Origin of the sequence: Acinetobacter suaedae (assembly GCF_008630915.1) — a bacterium.
Lineage (GTDB): Bacteria > Pseudomonadota > Gammaproteobacteria > Pseudomonadales > Moraxellaceae > Acinetobacter > Acinetobacter suaedae.
In genome coordinates this window covers 1,640,882-1,665,252 of the sequence record NZ_CP043909.1, presented here as the reverse complement: position 1 = coordinate 1,665,252, position 24,371 = coordinate 1,640,882, and the positions used below count along the sequence as shown (strand labels likewise).

Below are 24,371 nucleotides of genomic sequence, written 5' to 3'. Positions count from 1 at the left end.
ATGTGTTTCTTATAGAGTGAATCATTGATTATTCTTAAAAACATAAACTAATACATAAGCTTAACTAATATTTAAAAATAAACTTTAATTTAAATACATTGTGATGTATTTTGTAATACAAAATTTTATTTCATAATTATAGTATTGTGACTCTATCAGTGTAGAAATCAGAGGATGATTTATGAGCGATTCGAATTACACAGGTCTTGAATTTTTAACCGCATTAAAGAATGGCGAAGTTCCTGCCTCTCCTATGGCTCATACTATTCCGATGAAACTAATCGATGTATCTTTAGGTAAAGCAACCTACGAGGTACAACCAAGTCCTGAACATATGAATATTCAGGGCGGTGTGCATGGCGGATTTTATGCAACCGTCTTAGATACTGTGACGGGCAGCGCAGCACATAGCTTACTTGGTGCTGGGGTGAATTACGGTACCATTGACTTAAATGTAAAAATGATTCGTCCTATGCAAGTTAACAAGAACTATTACGCTCAAGCTGAGCTTATCAATGCTGGACGAAACATTATTACCACAGAAGGTAAAATTATTGATAATCAGGGCAAAGTCTATGCCTTTGCATCAGCAACGCTTATGGTTATTCATAAAAAATAGATCATTTAGCTTTCACTGGAGCTTAATTCGTCTTTATGTCTCGACATGACACGGAAATCTATGCGGTCTATTGCAAAACTGATTATTGCCATGGCTAAACCGATTATGACACACCCTTCCCATCCCCAGTGTCTCCATGCATAAACTGCAATAAATGAACCTGATGCTGCTCCAGCAAAATATAAGGTCATATAAATTGAATTAATACGTGAACGAGCCTGAATAGAAATTCGATAAATCAAGTTCTGATTTAAAACATGAATAGCAGACAACCCAAAGTAAGCCATAATGACTCCGACCGCGTAAGCAGTCAGTGAATGTTGGGCAAAAAATAACGGAACCCAAGCCAAGATCAATAAGCACATACAAATCCATGCGACTTTATTCTCATGTTGTGCAGAAATTTGTTTTCCTGCCCAATGTGTCGCAAATACTCCAGCTAACCCAACAATACCAAACAGGCCAATTTGAAAATCATTAAAATGGTAAGGGGCGTTGGCTAAAATAAATGTCATTGTAGTAAAAATAAGTGCCAAGATACCAAAACCGATGCCTCCAGCCAGACCACGTCTGAGGAGATGAGGTTGATGAGTGGCCAACGTAAATAAAGAACGATAAATCTGTATCAGTGTCATGCGATGCGTATTACGACTCACAGGAAGTTTTAACCACATCATCAAGGCACACGCTAAAATAAGCATCCCGCTTAATAGATACACCACATGCCATGACCAAAGTGTGGATAATAGTCCAGCAATTGATCTCGCCAGCAGTATACCTAAGAATAAACCACTCATAAGCATGCTTACCACATATGGACTTTTTTTAGGGCTTGCCAATCCTGCCGCAAAAGGCACCAACACCTGAGTTGCTATCGAAAAAAAAGCAGCCAAAAAAGTGAAACTATATAAAACTGGCAAACTTTGGCTAAGAGACAAACCGACTTGGGCCAAACCAGTGAAACACATCAGTATGCAGATATAACTACGTTTCTCAAAAAGGTCTCCCAACGGCACTAAAATAAAAAGGCCAGCTGCATAAGACAGTTGACCAATAACAATGGTAAAAGCGACCTGTTCGGCGCTCGTGTTGAGCGCCTGAGCTATAGAATAAATTAAGGGTTGGTTATAATAATTCGACCCCGCACAGACACCACATGTTATGGCCATGATAAAAATAAAGCCTTTTGACAATATGTCTTCGGTTGAAGGTCGAATTGTTTTGTCCATCATTTATGATGCTCTATTAGAATTTATACATCGATACAAAGTTAATACGCGACACATCTGCTGTTCTACCATCAAACACCTCACGTTTACCTTGGTGATACTCTACACCAAAGTCCATTTGCTCATCCGGTGAATAAAACACGTTTGCTGCATAATCAGTTAAACGCTTGTTAGTATCAGGGTTGAGTTTTGAGTACGCTGTAGAATCATATTCAAACATTGAAGCCGATAAGTTTGCGCGCCATTGCTTGTTAAATTTGTATGAATAACCTAGGTTTATACTGTTCAGCTTATTCATAAGCAAATCGTCTTTTTCTTCATTTAAAGAAAAATCACCTGCTGCACTTAAATTACCAGCATTTACTAAACCACTTTGAGAGGTGTATGGCATGAACTTTTGATCGCCGACAATATGTTGGTAATTTGCTTGAATTGATTGTTTAGGATCCACTTGATATTTTACGCCAACGCCTGCGCCCCAACTCACTTTTTTAACAGTATCCTTTGCTACATCTACCGATTTCTCATTCACAAAACCTTGAGCTATTGCTAACCAAGGACCATCTTTAAATGTGTATTTCCCTGTAAGTGATGGGAATGCAGAAACACGTGAACCAGTATGTTCCAAAGCAACTTTGAGATTATGGTTCGCATCAATATTCCAGTTATAACGCATCTGCGGTGTACGCGTATAAGACGTTCCGACAAATTGGGTATAATCCACCGACTCTGTACGTGTCTCCATATTAGACATCAATGACCAAGTTTGGCCAAAAGTCCAATCTTTATAATTGAAAAATGCTTGTCGAATACGGAACTTCCCATCGCCTTGTCCCATATTGCTACTATCAAAGAAGTCGGCTTCAAGATTCCCCGTTACTGTTTTACTTGGATTATTAAAATATACACCGAGACGACTAGCTGTCATCCCTACATCAGAACGTGTGTGATTAGAGCGCTTATCATTTTCGAAAGGTGCACGAAATAATGCACTGGTAGTTCGCCCCCCACTATCTGGAGATGACTTAAAGTCAACCGTGGCATCCATACGTGCAATACCATAGACTTTCACATTATCTGTCCATGTAATCCAAGATGGTGCGATTGGCTTATCCACATTACTTGCTACTTTTTCTTTTTCAACATCCTGTTGGATCTTCTCTTGTTTGACTTGTAAATTCGTTTGCAGCTCCTTTTGGTTTGCAAGCTCAACTTTTAGTTTTTGTAATTCAGCTTCTAACAGATTAATCCTTTGTTCTGTATCTAGCGTATTGTTTGCAAAAACAGTCCCTGATACCGCAGCACAAGCTGCAGCTAAAATCATCTTTTTCATCTGTTAATCCTTTTGAGAGTTTCTTATACAACTAGGCCGTGCGTGCGTCAGTAAGAAAACAGCCTGTCATTTTTTGTAATTCCTTAAAACTTAGTCCCGGAACAATTTCGGTGACATAAGCATTTTGATCTTTCAAATCGATAATACATAAATCGGTATAAATCCGGTTTACGCAACATTCACCTGTAATTGGATAAGTAAGTTCTGATACGATTTTAGGTTCACCGTTCTTAGTTAGATGCTCCATATACACATAGATTTTTTTGGCGCCTACAGCCAAATCCATTGCTCCACCAACAGCAGGAACGTCATCAACTTTACCTGTATGCCAATTAGCTAGATCACCATTTACAGCAACCTGAAATGCTCCAATCACACAAATATCTAGATGACCACCACGCATAATGTCAAAGGAATCTCCATGGTGCATGAAACACCCACCATCAAGTAAAGTAATCAACTCCTTTCCGGCATTAACTAAATCAGGATCTTCTTCATCTGGTTGTGGTGGTGGGCCAAAGGCTAGAACCCCATTTTCAGAATGTAAAAATATTTCCTTATTTTTCGGTAAATATTTGGCGACATTGGTTGGCAAGCCAATACCCAAATTGACATAAGAGCCGTCAGGAATATCTAAAGCAATAATTTGGGCAATATCTTCACGAGAACGTTTTTGAACTGTCATGTGATATCTCCCACTTTTACAACATGCTGTACAAAAATTCCCGGCGTGATAATACATTCAGGATCAAGACTACCAAGCTCAACCGTTTCATTTACTTGAGCAATCGTTATTTTTGCCGCCTTCGCCATAATGGGGCCGAAATTTCTGGCTGCTTTACGGTAAGTCAAGTTTCCCCAACGATCAGCCTTATCCGCATAAATCAAAGCAAAATCGGCATCAAGTGGATATTCAAGTACATAATTTTTACCGTTAATAGTTCTCGTTTCCTTGCCTTCAGCTATTTTTGTTCCATATCCTGTTGGTGTAAATACAGCGCCTAAACCAGCACCTGCTGCTTGAATCCGACATGCTAGATTACCTTGAGGAACTAGCTCCAAATCAATTTTTCCAGCACGATATAAATCAGGAAAAACGGTTGAGCTAGCAGATTTTGGAAAGGAACTAATGAGCTTTCTGACACATCCAGCCAAGAATAGTTTCGTAAGTCCCTCTGGCCCTGATGAAGCATTATTATTAATAATGACCAAGTCTTTTTTGCCAAGATCAATTAAAGCTTCAATCAGTTGCGTAGGTTGACCTGTTACACCAAAACCGCTAGTCATGATCGTCGCACCGTCTGGAATCATTTTCAGTACGGGCTCAATATTATTTGTAATCTTATCCACCATTTGCCATTTCCTCTTTCACTTTATTCAGCTTTCTGAGGATCATAGAGACGATCTTTAATAAATAATGTTGGAATCAAGCCTGCTAGAAAATATGCAGCACCCATCAACAGTAAGCCTGCCCCAATCGAGCCATTCAGTGCTAAATATCCAATTGCAACAGGAGCAAAAACTGCACCAATACGACCAATGTTAAAAGCACCACCTACTGCTGTACCACGAATAGAGGTTGGAAAACTTTCTGTTAAATACGTTGCATTAATTGCATATGGAATCCCATAAAGAAAACCAAAAATTAACATCAGCCAGCCAATATTTTCAGCTGTATGCATATATACAACGATAGGAATAAAAAGTGCTGTTCCCATGGTGCCAAAAGCAAAAACTGTACGACGCCCAATACGATCAGCAACAAAGCCTGCAACCACTTTGGCAAACATCATGGTCAAGAAAGTACCGATCATATAAACGGCCATTTCTTTAAATTTGATACCTAATTCTGCTTCTAGATAAGAAGGTAGCCAGTTACTGACACCGAAATAACCAAACAATAGGAAACCGGAGCTAAATGACCATAGCATCAGCATCTTACCGTGTTGTTTATCTTTAAATAATGCAATATAAGGATTTACAGATTTTTTTGTGCTTGTTGAATCTACTTTGCTTAACTTTAAAGCACGAGATTGTTTCCATGATTCAGGTTCAGGAACCAAAATCCACATTAAAACAGCCAGAATAATGGGTACAATCGTAATAAAATATAACGTTCTCCAGCCATATTCAGGTACGATCCAACCAGATAGTCCAGTAATCGTAAGCGAGCCTAAAGTAAAACCAGTCATTAATGTTGCCAAAATCGTTGTACGATATTTAGTTGGTACGAGTTCAGACATCAAAGTATTACAAGTAATGTATAACGAACCTAAACCAAGGCAGGTAAAAAACCTTAGAATTGCCACATGTTCATAAGATTGAGCAAAGCCTGTACAAGCTGAAAGTATGGCAAACATTGCTGTCGCAATAACAATAATACGGACACGCCCGAAACGATCACTCGCCCAACCACCAAAAAGGCCACCAATCGCCATTCCTAGAATTGACCAACTCCCTAAAGCACCGGCTTGAACACTAGTTAACCCAAATTCAGCCTTTAAACTGGTTAATGTAAAGGCCAAAATCCCAAGATCGGCACCATCACAAAGTAGAACAAAAAAACAAAAAACGAATGCAGTCATCCAAACACGTTTAGGTGTTTGGATTGCTTCACTCGTTGGTACTGAATTAAGTACATCGGTTGTCATTTTCACATCCTCACTGTCAGATATTGGGGCATCTTTCCTTGCCCCTTTTGTTATTCGTGTTAGCCTGTTATTTCTTTAATCATATTTTTCGCAATGATGAGTTGTTGCACTTGAGTCGTACCTTCATATAGGCGGAATAAACGTACATCTCGATAGAAACGTTCAATTGAATATTCGCTGATATAACCTGCGCCACCATGAATCTGGACGCAACGATCTGCAACTCGACCACACATTTCTGTCGCAAACATTTTGGCGCATGAAGCTTCCGTACTAATGTTCTCGCCATCATCACGACGACGTGCAGCATCTAACACCATGCATTTCGCGGCATAAATCTCAGCTTTTGAGTCAGCAAGCATGGCTTGAATTAACTGAAAGTTGGCAATAGGCTGCCCAAATTGTTTGCGTTCTACTGCATAGCGAAGCGCATCATCTAACATACGTTCCGCAACACCGACGCTGTATGCTCCGATATGTAGACGACCTTTGTCTAAAACTTTCATCGCTGTTTTAAACCCGACACCTTCAACTCCGCCAATCAGTGCAGAAGCAGGAACTCGACAGTTTTCAAGAATCACATCACAGGTATGAGAGCCTTTTTGCCCCATTTTTTGATCAATTTTGCCAAGGGTAATTCCTGGGGTATTGGCTTCTACTAAAAATGCTGAAATACCGCCTGCACCTTTAATTTGAGGATTAGTTCGCGCCATAACCGTAAACGTTGCTGCATGAGGTGCATTGGTAATAAAACGCTTAGTGCCATTGAGAATATAAAAGTCACCGTCTTTTACAGCCGATGTTTTTAATGACGCAGCATCTGAACCAGCTTCTGGCTCTGTTAAACAGAATGAACCAATAATTTCACCACTGGCATATCTTGGAAGGTATTTTTGTTTTTGCTCTTCAGTACCATCAATCAAGATTGCACTTGAACCAATTCCATTATTGGTTCCAATCAAAGAACGGAAAGCAGGTGAAGTATGGCCAAGCTCAAAAGCCACATTCACTTCTTCTTCCATAGTGATACCCAAACCGCCATATTCTTCAGGAATAGTAAGACCGAATAAACCAAGTTCACGCATTTGTTGCACGATGTCATCAGGAATCTTATCGGCTTCAGCAACTTCATGTTCACGTGGAATTAATTCATTTTTTACAAAATTGCGAATCGTTGTAAGCAATTGTTCTAACATTCCTTCATCACGGATCATCAGTGATCTCCCTTTTTATTTCATTTTCCTCGTACTCACCCATCAGTGCTTACACTTTCAGATGCTACGTTTTCAGTCTTGTTTAGTGTTGTTGTGTTTCATAGTACGAGAATAAAAACCAAAATTTCAAGCTTTTTTGACAATAAATTTCGCTAAACGAAATTTATTATTGTTCACTTATTATTTTTCAATGACTTACTGTCTACTTGAAATTTTGTTGATTGAGATGAAATAAAAAATACTTGAAATAAGTTTCAAAATAAGCATTACTAGAGAAATAAAATTTTGACATGCGAAACAATAGGTATAAAAATGGACACTAAAACAGGAAGTAATTTCATTGAGATTGACTACACAACTCCAAAGGTTGCCGTAGTTAAAATTAATCGTCCAGAGGCAAAAAATGCTTTGAATGGTGAAGTTCGAAAGCAATTGGCTCAGATTTTCAATGAATTAAGCTTTAACGATGACATCAATGCCATCGTGCTAACTGGCGGAGAAGAAGTTTTTGCCGCCGGTGCTGATTTAAAAGAAATGGCCTCTGCAACCTCAACTGAAATGTTATTACGCCATACCGAACGTTATTGGAATGCGATTGCACAGTGCCCAAAGCCAGTTATTGCTGCCGTAAACGGCTATGCTTTGGGCGGTGGTTGTGAGTTGGCGATGCATGCTGACATTATTATTGCAGGTAAAGGTGCAATATTCGGTCAACCAGAAATCAAAGTTGGTCTAATGCCTGGCGCTGGGGGAACTCAACGGTTATTCCGTGCCGTAGGTAAATTTCACGCCATGCGGATGATTATGACAGGCGCTATGGTAAATGCTGAAGAAGCCTACATCATTGGGTTAGTTTCCCAAGTGACCGAAGATGACCAAACGATTCCAACAGCCATCAAAATGGCACAGAGTCTTGCGAAGATGCCACCAATTGCGATGCAGCAAATCAAAGAAGTGGCCTTGATGAGTGAAGATGTACCACTTAATGCAGGATTGACGTTAGAACGTAAGTCTTTCCAACTACTCTTTTCGACCGAGGATAAAAACGAAGGTATCCAGTCTTTTATTGAAAAAAGAAAACCGAATTACCAAGGTAAGTGATTTAAACCAATAACAACGAAACCATGAAATAGAGTGACAATCTTTAGGATGATAAACATGCGCTACGATATTCAGACCATCGGTATCATTGGTGTTGGAACCATGGGAAGTGGCATTGCCCAGATTGCTGCCCAATCAGGCCACACCACCTATTTATACGATACGAAAGCAGGTGCTGCTCAACAAGCCAAGGAAAAACTGGCTCAAACATTTGAAAAACTTGTCGAAAAAAACAAAATTTCGGCAGAACAAGCGCAAGCTGCGAATAATCATTTAGTCATTGCCCAGCAACTTGAAGATCTCAAAGCCTGTGACTTAATTGTTGAAGCAATTATCGAGCGTCTAGACATTAAACAAAGTTTAATGCAGCAACTCGAAAGTATTATCTCTGACAATACAATTCTAGCTTCGAATACATCCTCTCTTTCGATCACTGCAATTGCTGCAAACTGTAGTAAGCCAGAGCGTGTCGTTGGTTATCACTTCTTTAACCCAGTTCCGCTTATGAAAGTGGTTGAGGTGATTCAGGGCTTAAAAACTGATCCAGATATTGTTGATGTACTCAACCAACTCTCCCGTAAAATGGGGCATCGTCCTGTGGTTGCCAAGGATACGCCGGGCTTTATTATTAACCATGCTGGACGAGGTTATGGCACGGAAGCCCTTAAAATATTAAATGAAAATGTTTGTCACTTTAGTGAAATTGACCGCATTTTACGTGAAGGGGTTGGTTTTAGAATGGGACCATTTGAGCTCATGGATCTCACTGGTCTTGATGTCTCCCATCCTGTTATGGAATCGATTTATCATCAATATTATGAAGAAATTCGCTATAAACCAAGTCCACTTACTAAACAAATGCTTGATGGTAAACAGTTAGGACGCAAGGTTAATCAAGGCTTTTATAACTACGAAACAGGTTCCAAAGTTGGTGAGCAGCCTGTTCAGTTGGTTGAACGTCTAAATGAATATCCTAAAGTCTGGATTGCTGCAGATTTTTCTGAAGATCAAAAACAGCTTGAATCTTATCTAATTGGCCAGAATATCGCTCTGGATACAGGCGAGCAACCACATCCAAATAGCTTATGTCTACTTGCTTGCTATGGGGAAGATACCACCCATGCAGCCAAGCGCCTTAATGTACAACCAGAACAAGCTGTTGCGATTGATATGTTGTGTGGGATCGTAAAACACCGAACCCTGATGCCTTCACTGGTGACAAAACCTGAATACCGTCTAGCTGCTCATTCCATCTTTAATCTAGATGGTGGCATGGTCAGCGAGATTGCAGAAAGTATCGGTTTTGTAGGTCAACGTGTTTTATCAATGGTCATCAACTTAGGTTGTGACATCGCACAACAAAATATTGCCACAGTAGATGATATTAACGCTGCTGTTCGGCTTGGTTTGGGCTATCCATTTGGTCCTATTGAGTGGGGTGACCATGTTGGAGGCCAAAAAGTCCTACTTACACTAAACCGCATGGCAACACTGACCTATGACCCTCGCTACCGTCCTAGTCCATGGCTACAGCGTCGTGTTGCTTTAAATCTACCACTTACCTTCACTTCCAATGATAAAAAAGGAATTTATCAATGCTAAATGCTTATATTTATGATGGCCTTCGCAGTCCAATCGGTCGCCATGCCGGTGAGCTCGCATCGGTACGTCCAGATGATTTGGCCGCTGATGTTATCCGTAAATTATTAGAAAAAACGGGTGTACCCGGGGCAGATATTGAAGATGTGATTTTAGGAGATACCAATCAAGCTGGCGAAGATAGTCGTAATATAGCTCGTATGGCCATTCTTTTAGCTGGTTTACCAGTCACTGTCCCTGGACAAACGATTAATCGTTTATGTGCCAGTGGTTTGGGTGCAGTGATTGATTCTGCCCGTGCTATTACTTGTGGTGAAGGAGACTTATATATTGCTGGCGGTGTAGAAAGTATGACGCGTGCACCTTTTGTGATGGGCAAAGCAGAAAGTGCTTATAGTCGAGATGCCAAAATTTTTGACACCACGATTGGGACGCGTTTTCCAAACAAAAAAATTGTTGCTCAATATGGTGGTCACTCTATGCCTGAAACGGGCGATAATGTGGCTGCTGAGTTTGGTATTACACGTGAACAAGCAGATTTATTTGCTGCACAATCCCAAGCTAAATATCAAAAAGCGAAAGAGGAAGGCTTTTTCTCAGGCGAAATTACACCAATTGAAGTCTCTCAAGGTAAAAAATTACCACCAAAGCTTGTTTCAGAAGATGAGCACCCTCGCCCTAGCTCTACCTTTGAAGCACTTTCCAAATTAAAACCTCTATTTGAAGGTGGTGTCGTGACCGCAGGTAATGCTTCTGGTATTAATGATGGTGCAGCCGCATTACTTATTGGCTCAAAAGAAGCAGGTCAAAAATATGGTTTAAAACCTATGGCAAGAATATTGTCAGGTGCAGCCGCAGGAATTGAACCACGCATCATGGGCGCAGGTCCAATTGAAGCGATTAAAAAAGCTGTAGCGCGTGCAGGTTTGACCCTCGATGACATGGATATTATTGAGATTAATGAAGCATTTGCTTCACAAGTGCTCTCTTGTCTCAAAGGTCTAAATGTCGATTTCAATGACCCACGCGTTAACCCGAATGGTGGTGCGATCGCTATTGGTCATCCGCTAGGCGCATCTGGTGCCCGCCTTGCTCTCACCACAGCACGTGAACTGATACGTCGTAACAAAAAATATGCTGTGGTCAGCTTGTGTATTGGCGTAGGTCAAGGACTCGCCATGGTGATTGAAAACACTTCCTCATAAAGATTCCCTTCGCAATCCATTCATCATATGTATAACATTGATGAATGGATTTATTTTGCATAGCGAAATATAATAGCCAAACTGTTGCCTTATTATATTCGAGGATTGAATGTCGCAAAATTTAGAAAATGAGAAAACAATCAATTTTGATGAGATCCGTCTTGATCCTATTTCCCATATTCACCGAGAAAATAACCCACAATTCATTGCTTCACTTGCTCGCGGTCTAGAGCTTTTGCGCTGTTTTTCTGCCAATAACCAAGTATTAGGTAATCAAGAATTAGCAAAAATGACGGGATTACCTAAACCGACGATTGCTCGTATTACAAATACCTTAGTGTCTTTAGGTTATCTAAAGCAATTACCTAATTCGACGAAATATATGCTGGATATTGGAGTTTTAGCTCTAGGTTATTCGGCATTATCTAATATATCTATTCGAAATATTGCTCATCCATATATGGAGGAGATGAGTGAATATGCACAAGCCCCAGTTGCTATGGCAACACGAGATCGCCTTAATATGGTTTATATTGATGTAGTACAAACCGAAACCACATTGAATATGCGCCGTCCAGTTGGCTCTACTTTACCGCTTTATAGTAGTTCAATGGGAAGAGCTTGTCTTGCAGCGACTCCTGAACGTGAGCGTGAATTTTTACTTGATGCTTTGAAAAAGAAACATCCAGAAAACTGGACTGTGATCAAACGTTCATTAGAGCGAGCTTTTCGAGATTATCAGGATTATGGCTATTGCCTTTCTTTAGGTGAATGGCAAAAAGAAGTAAACTCTGTAGCAGTACCTCTAGTCAGCTCAAAACATGGTCTTTATGTTTTTAACTGTGGCGCACCAAGCTTTCATCTAAATCCAGAAAAGCTTGAAGGTGAAATTGGACCGCGTTTAATTCATATGGTCAATAATATCCACGATGCATTGAATGAAACCCATTAACAGCGAATGACTTTATCTTTTAATTGCTTGTGAATTTAAGTACTCAGCTTCACGCTGTTAGTCAAAATAAAGGATATAAAAGAACCAGCATGATGAAAATTATGCTAGTTCTTTTATTAATCAGGCGAACTTGCTCACAAATTCAATTTATAAAAGTCCCATCAAGCGTTGACGAATAATATCTTCAGCGTCTTTGACAATACGGTTTACTAGCTCATCACATGTTGGAATATCATGAATAAGGCTTGCAACGAGACCACAGGACCACGCACCTGCTTCAACCTCACCATTTATCATTACCCTAGGATAAACGCCTGCCACTTCTTCAATAATATCTTCAAACTTAATCTTATCGCCCAAAGCCTTTTCTTTCGCGACAATCTTTTCTACCGCACTATTATTTAAGACGCGTTCGGTATTGCGTAAAGCACGCATGATTAAGCGAGTATCACGCTCAGTCGCATTTAAAATCGCTTGTTTAACGTTTTCATGCACAGGTGCCTCTTGAGTCGCAATAAAGCGAGTCCCCATATTAATTCCATCTGCACCCATTGCGAGTGCAGCAGCAAGAGAGCGCCCATCCGCCATCCCACCTGAAGCAACAAAAGGAATTTCTAAAGCATCAGCAGCCAATGGTAACAAAATCATATTTGGGACATCATCTTCACCTGGATGCCCCCCACATTCAAAGCCATCCACGGATACAGCATCACATCCTATTTGCTGAGCTTTTAAACTATGCCGCACAGAAGTACATTTATGGATGACCTTGATACCCGCAGCTTTTAAATATGGCATAACTTCAACAGGGTTACTCCCTGCTGTTTCCACAATTTTCACTCCACCTTTAATAATGGCATCCACAAATCCAGGGTAATCCGGCGTGTTGACGGTGGGCAAAAAGGTTAGATTGACCCCAAATGGTTTATCTGTCATCTCACGGCAACGTGCGATTTCTTTTGCTAGATTTTCTGGGGTACGTTGAGTCAGCCCCGTAATAATCCCTAAGCCACCTGCATTGGACACCGCTGCGGCGAGTTCTGCAAAACCGACATAGTGCATACCACCTTGGATAATAGGGTGTTCGATCTCAAATAATTCAGTAATTTTAGTCTTCATTGTTTTCCCACTTGCTGTATGACGTGCTTAGATTCTTTATTTCCGTAAATATCTAGCGATTTTTATTGCGCTATGAATAATCATTGTTGCATAAGCAATCACATGAGTCATTCGCACCAATTTATTTCATAATACAAAATTTAATACCATTAAAATACATTAAATTCATTGTTAGCGAAATATTTTTTCTATACTATCAATTGAGTAAAAAGTCTATTTCATAGACAAAAATGTTCAATTAACTGTTTTTAAAAAGTTTAAATTTTATTATGTGATTAAAAGGAATGAATGATGCAACGGGATGATAATGTCAAAACTCAATTGACCACTGGTAAAATTGACCAAGACTTAGATGGAAAAATCATGACGCTTACCATGAATACCCTCGGTAAGAAAAATGCAATCAGTTACGATATGTATTCAGCCATGAGTCATGCATTGGATCAGGCCGCTGTAAATGATGAAGTTCATGTCGTTATCTTAACAGGTGCAAATCAAGTCTTTACCAGTGGAAATGATGTGAATGCTTTTAGCAACCGTAAAAATTTTGGTTCAGAACCGCCTGCTTCTATTCGTTTCTTGAAAAGCTTAGCGACTTTCCCTAAACCCATCATTGCCAAAGTTGAAGGCGTTGCTATAGGTATAGGCAGTACCATGTTGCTACATTGCGATCTAGTTTATGCAAGTGACAAAACTATTTTTCAGTTTCCATTCGTCAACTTAGGATTAGTACCTGAAGCTGGTTCCAGTTATATCCTACCAAGGTTATTAGGTTTTGCACGTGCCTCAGAGCTTATTTTGCTGGGGGAAAAGTTTTCAGCTGCACAAGCCCAAAATTACGGTATTGTAAATAAAGTCTGTACAGAACAAGAGCTTGAACCGCTTGTTAGAAACAGTGCAACAACGCTCGCAAATAAACCAAATAAAGCAATGCAGTTGAGTAAAAAGCTATTACGCGACATGCCACTAGATGACTTATTAAAACGTATCGATGATGAATCTTCTATTTTTTCAGCCTGTATCGAAGGAGATGAATTTAAGGAGGCATTGGCAGCCTTTCAGGAAAAAAGAAAGCCCGTCTTTAAGTAAACATTTAAAAACGGACTGTAACAGCCTTGTATAAACAAAAACGGTATAAAAAATTATACCGTTTCTTTTTAAATTTAATAAAAAATCAATTAACTGATTTCAGTACGAATGTTATTCACCATATGCAAAAGACGTGGAGCAATGTCCTCTTCTAGTTTTTCACGATTCATAATAAAACTTGGACCACCACAGTTAAAAACTAATAAACCATGCTGTTCGTGAATAAGAGGTACTGCAACAGAGTTTACATCTTTATGCCACTCACCAATCGAAAAACAATAACCAAAATCTTGGTAGTCTTTAAATGCTTTATCTAGATCACGGTTAATTTTAATCCAGTCTTCTTTGTGCTTACTACGGATTGCATTTAATAGAAACTCTCTTTCATCTTCAGGCATCGCCGCCAAACATGCACGCCCCATCGAACTTAAATGAATGGGTAAATAAGTCCCCACTTGACGTCGCATGGTCATATTTCCTTTCCCTTGCACAACATCAAGATAGATCATATTTAGTCGATCACGTGTTGCCATAGCAACAGCCGCACCAGCATAATCGGCTAGATTTTTCATATATTGATTCGCGATAGAGCGAATAGCAACATTGGAAAGCATGGAATAACCAAAAGCAAGCACACCAACTGAAAGCTGAAATTTATTTGAATTTGGAACTTGTTTGATATATCCCAATCGAGACAATGTATGGGTTAAACGAGTAATCGTAGGCTTAGGTAAACCTGTCATTTGTGCGAGCTCTTGATTCCCCAAATGTTGGTGTTTGGGTGTAAAACAACGAAGCAATTCTAATCCACGTGCAAGCGCAGTGATAAACTGTCGATCATTTTCATCTTGCATATCTTCGATAGGATGTAACAGCTCATGTCTTAACGGGACTAATAGTTTTTCTGTTTGTTCAATCTCTAATGCATCATTATTCATTACATTCCCAACCTAAACTTTTGTTTCGCACTGCGAAAATTATAATCTATTTTTTCTATAATAAATAGCTCGCACTTGAATAAGCTATGGGTTCACCGTTCGCAGTCATAGCGTAAAGCTATGTTCTCTTGTCAAATTTTTACAGTTTTTCTTAAGCAATTACTCCTTTTTCTTTAAGTTCTTCTAATTTTTCTGGAGAAACAATTCGCCCCAAAATCATTGCTGTATGTTCACCTAATAAGGGCGGAGCTGTTTTGTACTCGACGGGGGTTCGTGACAGTTTAATAGGAGAACCAATCACCGTTAGTTTTTTGCGTTGAGGATGTTGCATTTCTATGAGCATCTCTCTAGCGCTTACTTGAGGTTCTTTAAAAGCTTGTTCTAAATCATTAATTACACCAACAGGAACTTTGGCAGCATGTATAGCCTCTACCCATTCATCCGCTGTTTTTGTTAAAAAATGATTCGATAAAATCTCAACAATCTCATTACGATGTTTAACTCGATCTGCATTTCGTGCAAAACGAGAATCATGTGGTAAATCAGGCAATTTGATACTCTGACAAAGTTGCACAAATTGGGCATCATTTCCGCATGCAATAATAAAATCTCGATCAGATGCTTTGAATACTTGATATGGAACGATATTGGCATGCGCATTACCATACCGTCTCGGTATTATCCCAGATGAAAGATAATTCATCCCTTGATTGGCCATTGTTGCTATTTGTACATCAAACAAAGCCATATCAATATATTGTCCTAGTCCCGTCGTATGGCGATTAAGCAACGCTGCTTGAATTGCAATAGTGGAATAAAGTCCTGTTGCCAAGTCAGAAAAAGCGACTCCTACCTTTTGTGGTCCACCACCTGGTAAATCATCTCGCTCACCTGTAACGGACATCAAGCCGCCCATTCCTTGGATAATAAAATCATAGCCCGGTTCTTTGGCTCGCGGGCCATTTTGACCAAAACCAGTAATAGAACAATAGACTAATCCAGGATTAATTTCTGACAGAGACGCATAATCTAGTCCGTATTTCTTTAAAGAACCAGCCTTATAATTTTCAATCAAAACATCCGTATTTTGAATCAAGGCTTTAATCAAATCTTGCCCATCTGGGCTAGCAAGATCGATTGCAACAGATAATTTATTACGATTGGTAGACTGATAATAAGCAGCTTCCTGAGTATTATTGCCGTGATCGTCCTTCATCCATGGTGGCCCCCAAAAGCGTGTATCATCCCCTGCTTTGGGTCTCTCAATTTTGATCACTTCTGCCCCCAAGTCTGCAAGAACTTGTCCGCACCAAGGTCCAGCTAATACTCGGCTGAGATCTAGTACCCGTATTCCATTTAAAGCACTCATATTTATTCCATTGAATTTTCCAAAGTTTCTTCTAGTAGGATATCTTGATTTAAAATTCCGTATAGCGGTATTTTATTTTTAATATATACATACAATTATAAAAATCAATTTAATTTTAGAGTGCGATCACGATCTAAATCTTGCTTTCAACTATGCAATCAACACAATTTCTTAAAAAAAATCACTTTAAATATAAATTCAAAGAATAAGAAAAAGATTGTAAAATTAAACAGATAAAACATATTTTCTTTCATTTATGAAGAAATAAAGAATATAAATTATTGGCGGATTGATCTTGTTGTTTTTATGAACTATAGTATCGCTATACGAAATTAAATTTCTTATTTAAACCAAAATAGATCTAAGCTGAGATGGTGATCATAACATTTTTGGAAAAGATCCAAAGGAAGGTACGCACAACCTAATTACATCGGAAATTTGATTCTAAGCAAACTTTATTCATATAAGCGTTTTACATCAAAAATCCATGACAGAACATCACATGGGTATCACCGATCGTAGGTGGTGATGAGCAAAGCGATCTAATCATGTTGTTGGGATCGTTTTTGTTGAGCTTTGATTGCTCTACTTACCCAAATTACGAGAGTTATATCTACTCTTGGTTTGAAATTTTTAGGTAAACTTAGCTCCCAAGGGAGCTAAGTTTAAAAAAAATATTTAGGAATTTTTATAAAATAAACATGAAGGAATAAATAATGAGCCGCGTAGAGTTTAACTGGAATGATCCTTTTTTAATTGAGCAGCAACTCACTGAAGATGAACGCATGATCCGGGATACTGCGCATGCATTTTGCCAGAACAAACTGATGCCAAGAGTGCTTGATCAATTCCGGAATGAAACAACCGATCCTCGTATTTTTAGGGAAATGGGTGAATTGGGCCTACTTGGACCAACTATTCCAGAGCAATATGGTGGTGCGGGTTTAAACTATGTCAGTTATGGTTTAATCGCTCGTGAAATTGAACGGGTTGATTCGGGCTATCGCTCTATGGCAAGCGTACAAAGTTCATTGGTCATGGTGCCGATTAATGAGTTTGGAACAGAAGAACAAAAGCAGAAATACCTGCCTAAACTTGCGTCAGGTGAATGGATTGGTTGTTTCGGTTTAACTGAGCCTGATCATGGCTCAGATCCGGGGAGCATGGTAACGCGAGCAAAAAAAGTAGAAGGTGGTTATCGTTTAAGTGGTAACAAAATGTGGATTACCAATAGTCCTATTGCTGATGTATTTGTGGTGTGGGCAAAAGAAGTTTCGGTTGAAGGCAATGTTGGGGCGATTCGCGGTTTTATTTTAGAAAAAGGCTGGCAAGGACTGTCTGCTCCAGCCATTCACGGTAAAGTCGGTTTGCGTGCTTCAATTACCGGTGAAATTGTTATGGATAATGTTTTTGTACCGGAAGAAAATGCCTTTCCAGAAGTACGAGGGTTAAAAGGTCCTTTTACCTGTTTAAACAGTGCCCGTTATGGTATTGCCTGGGGAGTAATAGGTGCGGCAGAATTCTGTTGGCACACTGCCCGTCAATATACGCTTGACCGGAAACAGTTTGGTAAACCTCTTGCTGCAAATCAACTTATTCAAAAGAAACTTGCCGATATGCAAACTGAAATTGCTTTAGGTTTACAGGTTGCACTCCGTTTTGGTCGAATGAAAGATGAAGGAATTGCCTCTGTTGAAGCAACTTCACTAATTAAACGCAATAATTGTGGTAAAGCACTTGATATTGCTCGTCTAGCTAGAGATATGCTTGGTGGTAATGGGATTAGCGATGAGTTTGGTGTGGCTCGCCATCTCGTGAATCTCGAAGTCGTCAATACTTATGAAGGTACTCATGACGTACATGCACTCATTTTAGGCCGTGCGCAGACTGGGATTGCAGCTTTTTAACTTTAACCTCAACCACAGCACAGTTTTAAATCAAGATAGATTGGAGACATGTGCTGTGTTTTCTTAAATTCTAATAATTAGATTTCCAATGCCTCAATAATTGCTTCAGCAGTAACACGTGCCGAAAATGGATTCTGACCACTAATCAAATTTCCATCTTTAACAACTTTGGTGGAAAAATAAATAAAGCTGAAATCGTTTTACGTTTCACTACTGATTTTATATCTACTTCTGCTTGCATATTTCCAACACCTACTAAAATAACTTTTCAAAATTTTAATTTTTATTATTGGCTATAAAGTTCGCTTTAATCTTATAGTTGTCTTTACGCATGCCACATCATTGGAGCAACTCTGCAATGTAGTGATTTGTTCTACTCCCATTATTCATCAAATAACCTATTTAAGACATGATAAGGAAAAGACATTTATGAAATGTATTACATTTAACGGTGCAGGCGGTCCTGAAGTTATTGCCGTAAGTGAACGACCTATTCCTGAGCTAAGCGATGATGGTGTCTTAATCGAAGTGGTTGCAGCAGGCATTAACGGCCCAGATGTGATGCAACGTCAAGGGTTATATGCCCCACCTCCTGGTGTAACAGACATCCCAGGTTTAGAGGTTTCGGGGGTAGTTAAAGAAGTAGGCGCATCTGTTCGTAAGTTCAAAGTTGGTGATGAAGTATGTGCTTTGGTACCAGGCGGTGGTTATGCTGAATATGTGGTTGCTCATCAAGATAATGTTTTATTTATTCCAGAAGGTTTAACCTTGGTAGAAGGTGGAATTTTGCTTGAAACCTTTATGACAGTTTGGTCTCATCTGTTTCAACATGCAAAATTTAGAGAAAATAGTTCTATTCTGATTCATGGTGGTACTTCAGGTATTGGAACCACCGCAACCATGTTGACACGAGCCTTTGGCGCAACTCAAATTTTTACAACAGTTTCTAGTGCCGCACACCAACAAGCAAGTTTAGAAATTGGCGCTGATGTTGCCATTAATTATAAGCAACAGGATTTTGTTGAAGAAGTTAAAAAGCATACCAATGGTCATGGCGTTGACTTTGTTTTAGATATTATTGCAGGCGATTATATTCAGAAAAACTATGAAGTTGCGGCGATGAATGGCACTATTTTACAAATTGGTGTCTTGAAAGGGCTTGCAGAGAAAGTCAACATTTTCCCAATGTTGGCAAAACGTCTTACGCATACTGGCGCAACGTTACGTTCTCAATCTGCTACAGCCAAAGCTGAAGTTATGTCTGCCCTTCAGGAAAAAGTTTGGCCTTTAATTTCAAAAGGACAACTCAAACCGATACTTTATCAATCCTTTGATCTTGAAAATGCCCGTCAAGCTCATGAATTATTACAGCAAGGTAAACACGTTGGAAAATTGGTTCTAATTGTTAAAAAGTGATAGTTTAAACTCTGTCTCAAAGCGTTAAAAGCTTAGCTTTTAACGCTTTGTTTATGACGTACATATATCAATGCTATAGCAAGTGTATAATCAATAAAATCAGAAATAGCACTGCGACCATAGCATTCGCTTTCAATATCTTTTTAGGCGAATAGGTCAATAACAATCCGACCGCCAAAGCTGCAAAACCGACACATCCTAACCATTCTGACAAACCAATTGAGATGCCTTTAAAATATGCAGCGAGTCCCGCAGATACAATCAGCAACCCCCAACCTACAATTTGAAATAAACGAAAATTTCGTTGATTGACTGGGCTTGAGAAAATCTCACGTTGGTGCTTCGCCATCACACAAGCCAGACTCGACAATCCGACAAAACAAACACACCACAATAACAAAGCAGTCATTCAATAGACTCCTGTGCAGTCTTATTTTTAGGCTGTGCTTTTTTCTTGATCGGTAAGCCTTGATACCGTTTTAGCTTGTAGTAAGCGTAAATAAAGATTAGTCCTAAAGTGATCGAAACGAGATCAAAGCTTGCAATCATCCATTGACCAAGATAGATACTTTTCCAGAGTGGCATGCCTCCAGTTAAGACATTGAGTATTGGAATCAATAAAAACATGACCGCAGCCAAAGCGAGTTGCTCCAACCATGCAGGACGATGCTGGCGAATTGCAGCATGGACTAAACACAACAACCAAGTGATAAAAAATACCTTAATTTCAATTGGTGAGCGTTCAACAATTTGAGCTGGAATCAATCGATTGGCAAAAAAATATGAAGCACAAGTAATTGGTAATCCTGTAATCGCTGCAATATTTAAAACTTCAACCACACGATGTCCGACAGGTTTGTAGCCCAACTTTTGAACATCTGGTGCGCGTTTAACCCCCCATAGAATAAGTCCAGATGCGATCATCATTGTACCTAACACGCCTGATAAAAATAACAACCAACGTAAAACTGAATCTACGCCATGTGCCATATGAAGCCATGTCACTAAGGTATAAATCGCTTTTGGAGTTGAATTGACAGGTTTCGCCTCGTCTATTTCTCGACCAGTTACCGCATTGAATTTTAATGACGGGATACTTTCTCGATCCATTAACGTTGTGGTACGCATAGCGTTATATTGTATTTCGGCTTCTACAGTATTGGGTTTATTGACCCTGATCGAAGAGATGGGATTGTTTAACCAACTGTGTTGAACAGTCTTCGTCAACGCAGTTAAATTAACCATTTCTGCCGCCTCGACAGGCTTATTTTCTTGCACTGATTCAACACGACCACCGCCACGATTTCCTCGTCCTGTCAGCAACCCTTTTTGTTTTTGTTCTTCCAGTAAACGGGCTTGTTCAGGTGTTTGAGCAACAGGTTGATTGAGAATCTGATAGAAACTGCGCACATCGCCATAATGTGTATTCATCGCCCAAGGCATAAACAAATGCATCAGCAGCAATAAACCACTAAAAGTAATCATGATGTGAAAAGGTAAAGCAAAAACCGCCGTCGCATTATGCGCATCCAGCCATGAACGTTGCCCTTTGGCAGGTCGGAAAGTAAAAAAATCTTTGAAAATCTTTTTATGCGTGATAATCCCGCTAATGATAGCGACAAACATCAGTAGTGTTGCGATACCGACAATCCAGCGTCCCCAAATACGCGGCATGCCATATAGCTCAAAATGGAAACGATAGAGAAAAGCACCACCTCTAGTTTCTCTCGCCTTAATCTCTTGGCCTGTTTGCGTATCTAAGTAAATCTCTCCACCACGTCGTCGCTCCTCACCCGCTTGGCGGATATTTAGCATAATGGCAGGTTGTCTTTCATTGGCAAAACGAATATTCCAACTCTCAGCATTTTGACCTTTCTGATTCAAATATGCCAAGGCATGACTCAGTTGTTGTTGCTGTGAAACTGTATTTACAGATTGGTGTAGCTCTGGTTTCATCCAAACAGTAATTTCATTTTGGAAGAAGCTCAACGTTCCTGTTAAAAATACTGCATATAACAACCAACCTAGCAGTAAACTCGCCCAAGTATGCAGCCAAGACATCGATTGGCGTGGTCCCTCATTTTTACCATCAGTACGCATGATGTCACCCTTGTAACGATAAATAGATCAGTGTCATCAATACACTCGGTAATACTACAGAGAGCCAGACTTTAAGCGTTGAATTGACCATAAAGACCCAAATGAACAAAGCACAATGAATGATAAAAGCCAGCATGGTGACGCTTAAAACTGCATTTGCTTTTAAAGGTTCAGTCGGAAATAAATATACAATCAGCATTGCTGCGATCGCTGAAAAGTAGTAGCCACCAAAAATTGCCAATACAAAGCGAGATAAGACCATCAAACGATATTTAATCAAAGCTGATCGTTGAATAGTCTTTTTGGAGATGGTCTTAGTGGCGACGAAGGGAATTGATGCTTCAATAGTCATAACGATACCAATAGTGGTGAGGACTATTCAGGATCATCCCCACCTTAATCTATGATTAAAAAATTGCTTGGAGCATACACAAAACTAATAAAAATAACAATAATGATAATTATTATCATAAAGTAATTTAAAAATAGCGATTTAATAAAAGCTCAACTTGAATTTGAATCTCCTTGGCACTCATTTTGCTTAAACAGTATTACGTTTTATAAAAAATGTAATATTAAGAGGCAAACAATATGAGTTACGTTGCGCGCGAACTCAGCCAAACCAACAAAGTGTTATTTGGTCTCGGGTCATTTTTAATACCAATTTTGTTGTGGTGTGCTGTGAGTTATTTGCCATTTCTATGGCACCCGCAAGTCAAAATTACGGATACAGGCAGCGTGGCATATCTACAGATTGATAGTCGTATTGCCAAAGAAGTGTTTTATTCTGAAGCACAAAGTGCTGTAGATCATGGTTTAAAGCCACCTCAAGGAATCTTAGTCAACCCCATTTATTTGCCTGCTCCTCATGAAGTTGCCAAAGCCCTTGTCACTGCATTTACGACGCCACCCGTTCAAGTCAATGCACCATGGTTTCATGAAAGTCTTTGGCACAGTATTAAACTGGTCTTCACTGCATTTTTTATCTCATCGCTCATCGGTATACCTTTGGGGATTTTATGCGGTTTTTCTAAGACAATTTCACAACTTACAGAGCCGTTTGTTGAATTTTTCCGTTATTTGCCTGCCCCTGCCTTTGGTGCTTTAGCTGTTGCTATATTAGGTATCAATGATGCACCAAAAATAGCCATCATTATCATTGGTACGTTATTTCAACAGGTTTTAATTATTGCCAATACCACTCGATTGGTCGATCGCAGTTTAATTGAAGCGGGTTTTACCCTTGGCACGAACAAAACCAAGAGCTTATTTCATGTGGTAATTCCTGCTGCCTTGCCAGAGATTTATCGAGATTTGAGAGTTTTACTGGGCTGGGCATGGACTTATTTGATCGTTGCTGAGTTGATTGGGAGTACATCAGGTATAACATGGTTTATCACCCAGCAAGCACGTTACCAGAATTTTGACAATGTTTATGCAGCCATCCTCATCATTGGTGTGATTGGTCTGATCTGTGATGTCATTTTAATGAAATTTGGACAGCAGCTTTTTAAATGGAAATCAGGAGCACACTAATGACAAATACCCATTTCAATGCTCGTGAATATTTTGATCATATTTATGAACGTGCTGTCATCTTAGAAGCGAAACAACTCACGCAAAGCTTCAAACACGGTAAAACTGAACGAACTGTTTTAAATCAAATTGATTTAAAGATTCATAAACGTGAGTTTATTTGTGTGATCGGTCCTTCTGGCTGTGGTAAGTCAACGTTCAGTCGGATTGTTGCTGGACTTGATTCTTATTCAGGTGGAGAGATTTTGATTGATGGACAACCGATCATGGGTCCTAGTCCTGAGCGCGGTATGGTGTTTCAAGGATATACACTGTTTCCGTGGAAAACCGTCAAAGAAAATGTGATGTTTGGTCCAAAAATGAAGGGACAAAGTGATAGTACGGCAGAGGCTCAAGCACGAGAATGGATTAATATTATCGGCTTAGAAAAATATGAAAATCAGTATCCTCATCAACTCTCTGGTGGAATGAAACAGCGTGTTGCGATTGCTAGAGCATTAGTGAATGAACCTAAAATTTTATTGATGGATGAACCATTTGGTGCACTTGATCCACATACCCGCCAGAAGATGCAACGGCACTTGATGGATTTATGGCAAAATATTGATATCACCATTATTTTTGTCACTCATGATATGGATGAAGCGATCTTACTCGCTGACCGTATCGTCGCACTGAAAGCCAATCCTGGTGAAATTAAAGAAATTATCGAAGTAGATTTACCTCGCCCACGTCATCCAGATCAAATGCTTTGCCCTGAATTTAAAGCATTGCGTCAACGTGTGGATCAACTGGTTCATGCCGATGAAGATCAACTCGATCCAGCACTCGAGGATTTGCCGTTAATTCCTCGTATGACTAAAGTAAGCGAAGATTGAAAAGCCGATACGTCAATAAAGTAAAAAATTCAAAGCCCACTTATAAGAGTGGGTTTTTTATATCGAAGTATTATTTTTCACATGTATGAATGTATAAAAATCTCCCTATTTTCAGG

Annotated in this window: 22 protein-coding genes and 1 pseudogene; 10 read left to right on the top strand and 13 right to left on the bottom strand. The window is 39.4% G+C overall.

The window, feature by feature from the left end; translation table 11 throughout:
- Positions 1-181 precede the first annotated feature (181 nt).
- On the top strand, positions 182-619 hold the full coding sequence (locus F2A31_RS07835; protein WP_150025913.1) for a PaaI family thioesterase: 438 nt from the start codon (positions 182-184) through the stop codon (positions 617-619).
- A 5-nt stretch (positions 620-624) separates the two neighbouring features.
- Here F2A31_RS07835 and F2A31_RS07830 read toward each other — a convergent pair whose 3' ends face one another.
- Genes F2A31_RS07830 through F2A31_RS07805 form a run of 6 tightly spaced genes read right to left on the bottom strand, consistent with a single transcriptional unit; the run spans position 625 to position 7,046 of the window.
- Entirely contained in the window at positions 625-1,848 is a 1,224-nt protein-coding gene (locus F2A31_RS07830) for an MFS transporter (protein WP_150027727.1), read from the bottom strand.
- Between the two features lie 16 nt (positions 1,849-1,864).
- Positions 1,865-3,181, bottom strand: coding sequence for an outer membrane trimeric porin-like protein DcaP (gene dcaP, locus F2A31_RS07825; protein WP_150025912.1), 1,317 nt, complete (start codon positions 3,179-3,181; stop codon positions 1,865-1,867).
- A 31-nt stretch (positions 3,182-3,212) separates the two neighbouring features.
- Entirely contained in the window at positions 3,213-3,866 is a 654-nt protein-coding gene (locus tag F2A31_RS07820; RefSeq protein WP_150025911.1) for a 3-oxoacid CoA-transferase subunit B, read from the bottom strand.
- The gene (locus F2A31_RS07815) at positions 3,863-4,534 is read right to left on the bottom strand and encodes a 3-oxoacid CoA-transferase subunit A (RefSeq protein ID WP_150025910.1); all 672 of its coding nucleotides are present in this window, start codon (positions 4,532-4,534) and stop codon (positions 3,863-3,865) included. Before F2A31_RS07815 ends, F2A31_RS07820 begins: the two co-directional genes overlap by 4 nt.
- A gap of 20 nt (positions 4,535-4,554) precedes the next feature.
- Positions 4,555-5,832 carry an MFS transporter gene (locus F2A31_RS07810; protein WP_150025909.1) on the bottom strand — a complete coding sequence of 426 codons (1,278 nt, stop codon included), beginning with the start codon at positions 5,830-5,832 and terminating at the stop codon, positions 4,555-4,557.
- Positions 5,833-5,891: 59 nt separating this feature from the next.
- Positions 5,892-7,046 (bottom strand): acyl-CoA dehydrogenase family protein, encoded by a 1,155-nt coding sequence (locus tag F2A31_RS07805; RefSeq protein WP_150025908.1) that lies wholly within the window; start codon positions 7,044-7,046, stop codon positions 5,892-5,894.
- A 312-nt stretch (positions 7,047-7,358) separates the two neighbouring features.
- Here F2A31_RS07805 and F2A31_RS07800 point away from each other — a divergent pair, with 312 nt between their 5' ends.
- From F2A31_RS07800 to F2A31_RS07785, 4 genes are all read left to right on the top strand, one after another.
- A complete protein-coding gene (locus F2A31_RS07800) occupies positions 7,359-8,147 on the top strand; it encodes an enoyl-CoA hydratase (RefSeq protein WP_150025907.1) in 789 nt (262 codons plus the stop codon).
- Positions 8,148-8,204: 57 nt separating this feature from the next.
- Complete coding sequence (locus tag F2A31_RS07795; RefSeq protein WP_215899263.1) at positions 8,205-9,749, top strand: 3-hydroxyacyl-CoA dehydrogenase; 1,545 nt, start codon at positions 8,205-8,207, stop codon at positions 9,747-9,749.
- Positions 9,743-10,951, top strand: coding sequence for a 3-oxoadipyl-CoA thiolase (locus F2A31_RS07790; protein ID WP_150025905.1), 1,209 nt, complete (start codon positions 9,743-9,745; stop codon positions 10,949-10,951). Before F2A31_RS07795 ends, F2A31_RS07790 begins: the two co-directional genes overlap by 7 nt.
- 109 nt (positions 10,952-11,060) lie before the next feature.
- Positions 11,061-11,903: an IclR family transcriptional regulator gene (locus F2A31_RS07785; protein ID WP_150025904.1), complete on the top strand. Its 843-nt coding sequence runs from the start codon at positions 11,061-11,063 to the stop codon at positions 11,901-11,903.
- A gap of 147 nt (positions 11,904-12,050) precedes the next feature.
- On the opposite strand, the gene F2A31_RS07780 is transcribed toward F2A31_RS07785, so the two are convergent.
- Positions 12,051-13,022, bottom strand: a complete 972-nt coding sequence (locus F2A31_RS07780; RefSeq protein WP_150025903.1) for an NAD(P)H-dependent flavin oxidoreductase — start codon at positions 13,020-13,022, stop codon at positions 12,051-12,053.
- 291 nt (positions 13,023-13,313) lie between these two features.
- Here F2A31_RS07780 and F2A31_RS07775 point away from each other — a divergent pair, with 291 nt between their 5' ends.
- Positions 13,314-14,111: an enoyl-CoA hydratase gene (locus F2A31_RS07775; RefSeq protein WP_150027724.1), complete on the top strand. Its 798-nt coding sequence runs from the start codon at positions 13,314-13,316 to the stop codon at positions 14,109-14,111.
- Between the two features lie 89 nt (positions 14,112-14,200).
- Here the strand turns inward: F2A31_RS07775 and F2A31_RS07770 are convergent, their stop codons facing one another.
- On the bottom strand, positions 14,201-15,049 hold the full coding sequence (locus F2A31_RS07770; protein WP_150025902.1) for an IclR family transcriptional regulator: 849 nt from the start codon (positions 15,047-15,049) through the stop codon (positions 14,201-14,203).
- Between the two features lie 151 nt (positions 15,050-15,200).
- Entirely contained in the window at positions 15,201-16,418 is a 1,218-nt protein-coding gene (locus F2A31_RS07765) for a CaiB/BaiF CoA transferase family protein (protein WP_150025901.1), read from the bottom strand.
- Positions 16,419-17,134: 716 nt separating this feature from the next.
- On the opposite strand from F2A31_RS07765, the gene F2A31_RS07760 reads away from it, so the two are divergent.
- Positions 17,135-18,325, top strand: coding sequence for an acyl-CoA dehydrogenase (locus F2A31_RS07760; protein WP_150025900.1), 1,191 nt, complete (start codon positions 17,135-17,137; stop codon positions 18,323-18,325).
- 77 nt (positions 18,326-18,402) lie between these two features.
- Here F2A31_RS07760 and F2A31_RS15995 read toward each other — a convergent pair.
- Positions 18,403-18,513: pseudogene (locus F2A31_RS15995) on the bottom strand (hypothetical protein); the annotation flags it as partial.
- A 241-nt stretch (positions 18,514-18,754) separates the two neighbouring features.
- Here F2A31_RS15995 and F2A31_RS07755 point away from each other — a divergent pair.
- A complete protein-coding gene (locus F2A31_RS07755) occupies positions 18,755-19,741 on the top strand; it encodes an NAD(P)H-quinone oxidoreductase (protein WP_150025899.1) in 987 nt (328 codons plus the stop codon).
- Between the two features lie 73 nt (positions 19,742-19,814).
- Here the strand turns inward: F2A31_RS07755 and F2A31_RS07750 are convergent, their stop codons facing one another.
- From F2A31_RS07750 to F2A31_RS07740, 3 genes are read right to left on the bottom strand one after another with little or no spacing between them, the layout of a single operon-like run.
- Positions 19,815-20,150 (bottom strand): DUF3325 domain-containing protein, encoded by a 336-nt coding sequence (locus F2A31_RS07750; RefSeq protein WP_150025898.1) that lies wholly within the window; start codon positions 20,148-20,150, stop codon positions 19,815-19,817.
- Positions 20,147-21,841: a PepSY-associated TM helix domain-containing protein gene (locus F2A31_RS07745; RefSeq protein ID WP_150025897.1), complete on the bottom strand. Its 1,695-nt coding sequence runs from the start codon at positions 21,839-21,841 to the stop codon at positions 20,147-20,149. The genes F2A31_RS07750 and F2A31_RS07745 overlap by 4 nt, the downstream gene beginning before the upstream one ends.
- A gap of 4 nt (positions 21,842-21,845) precedes the next feature.
- Positions 21,846-22,193 (bottom strand): iron transporter, encoded by a 348-nt coding sequence (locus F2A31_RS07740; RefSeq protein WP_150025896.1) that lies wholly within the window; start codon positions 22,191-22,193, stop codon positions 21,846-21,848.
- Positions 22,194-22,432: 239 nt separating this feature from the next.
- Here F2A31_RS07740 and F2A31_RS07735 point away from each other — a divergent pair, with 239 nt between their 5' ends.
- Both F2A31_RS07735 and F2A31_RS07730 read left to right on the top strand, forming a co-directional pair.
- Positions 22,433-23,377, top strand: coding sequence for an ABC transporter permease (locus tag F2A31_RS07735; protein ID WP_150025895.1), 945 nt, complete (start codon positions 22,433-22,435; stop codon positions 23,375-23,377).
- Complete coding sequence (locus F2A31_RS07730) at positions 23,377-24,255, top strand: ABC transporter ATP-binding protein (protein ID WP_004639185.1); 879 nt, start codon at positions 23,377-23,379, stop codon at positions 24,253-24,255. Before F2A31_RS07735 ends, F2A31_RS07730 begins: the two co-directional genes overlap by 1 nt.
- Positions 24,256-24,371 lie beyond the last annotated feature (116 nt).

Excerpts from the sequence above, each read along its gene's own strand:
- F2A31_RS07835 (WP_150025913.1), top strand. The coding sequence starts at position 182 with ATGAGCGATTCGAATTACACAGGTCTTGAATTTTTAACCGCATTAAAG.
- F2A31_RS07830 (WP_150027727.1), bottom strand. The coding sequence starts at position 1,848 with ATGGACAAAACAATTCGACCTTCAACCGAAGACATATTGTCAAAAGGC.
- dcaP (WP_150025912.1), bottom strand. The coding sequence starts at position 3,181 with ATGAAAAAGATGATTTTAGCTGCAGCTTGTGCTGCGGTATCAGGGACT.
- F2A31_RS07820 (WP_150025911.1), bottom strand. The coding sequence starts at position 3,866 with ATGACAGTTCAAAAACGTTCTCGTGAAGATATTGCCCAAATTATTGCT.
- F2A31_RS07815 (WP_150025910.1), bottom strand. The coding sequence starts at position 4,534 with ATGGTGGATAAGATTACAAATAATATTGAGCCCGTACTGAAAATGATT.
- F2A31_RS07810 (WP_150025909.1), bottom strand. The coding sequence starts at position 5,832 with ATGACAACCGATGTACTTAATTCAGTACCAACGAGTGAAGCAATCCAA.
- F2A31_RS07805 (WP_150025908.1), bottom strand. The coding sequence starts at position 7,046 with ATGATCCGTGATGAAGGAATGTTAGAACAATTGCTTACAACGATTCGC.
- F2A31_RS07800 (WP_150025907.1), top strand. The coding sequence starts at position 7,359 with ATGGACACTAAAACAGGAAGTAATTTCATTGAGATTGACTACACAACT.
- F2A31_RS07795 (WP_215899263.1), top strand. The coding sequence starts at position 8,205 with ATGCGCTACGATATTCAGACCATCGGTATCATTGGTGTTGGAACCATG.
- F2A31_RS07790 (WP_150025905.1), top strand. The coding sequence starts at position 9,743 with ATGCTAAATGCTTATATTTATGATGGCCTTCGCAGTCCAATCGGTCGC.
- F2A31_RS07785 (WP_150025904.1), top strand. The coding sequence starts at position 11,061 with ATGTCGCAAAATTTAGAAAATGAGAAAACAATCAATTTTGATGAGATC.
- F2A31_RS07780 (WP_150025903.1), bottom strand. The coding sequence starts at position 13,022 with ATGAAGACTAAAATTACTGAATTATTTGAGATCGAACACCCTATTATC.
- F2A31_RS07775 (WP_150027724.1), top strand. The coding sequence starts at position 13,314 with ATGCAACGGGATGATAATGTCAAAACTCAATTGACCACTGGTAAAATT.
- F2A31_RS07770 (WP_150025902.1), bottom strand. The coding sequence starts at position 15,049 with ATGAATAATGATGCATTAGAGATTGAACAAACAGAAAAACTATTAGTC.
- F2A31_RS07765 (WP_150025901.1), bottom strand. The coding sequence starts at position 16,418 with ATGAGTGCTTTAAATGGAATACGGGTACTAGATCTCAGCCGAGTATTA.
- F2A31_RS07760 (WP_150025900.1), top strand. The coding sequence starts at position 17,135 with ATGAGCCGCGTAGAGTTTAACTGGAATGATCCTTTTTTAATTGAGCAG.
- F2A31_RS07755 (WP_150025899.1), top strand. The coding sequence starts at position 18,755 with ATGAAATGTATTACATTTAACGGTGCAGGCGGTCCTGAAGTTATTGCC.
- F2A31_RS07750 (WP_150025898.1), bottom strand. The coding sequence starts at position 20,150 with ATGACTGCTTTGTTATTGTGGTGTGTTTGTTTTGTCGGATTGTCGAGT.
- F2A31_RS07745 (WP_150025897.1), bottom strand. The coding sequence starts at position 21,841 with ATGCGTACTGATGGTAAAAATGAGGGACCACGCCAATCGATGTCTTGG.
- F2A31_RS07740 (WP_150025896.1), bottom strand. The coding sequence starts at position 22,193 with ATGACTATTGAAGCATCAATTCCCTTCGTCGCCACTAAGACCATCTCC.
- F2A31_RS07735 (WP_150025895.1), top strand. The coding sequence starts at position 22,433 with ATGAGTTACGTTGCGCGCGAACTCAGCCAAACCAACAAAGTGTTATTT.
- F2A31_RS07730 (WP_004639185.1), top strand. The coding sequence starts at position 23,377 with ATGACAAATACCCATTTCAATGCTCGTGAATATTTTGATCATATTTAT.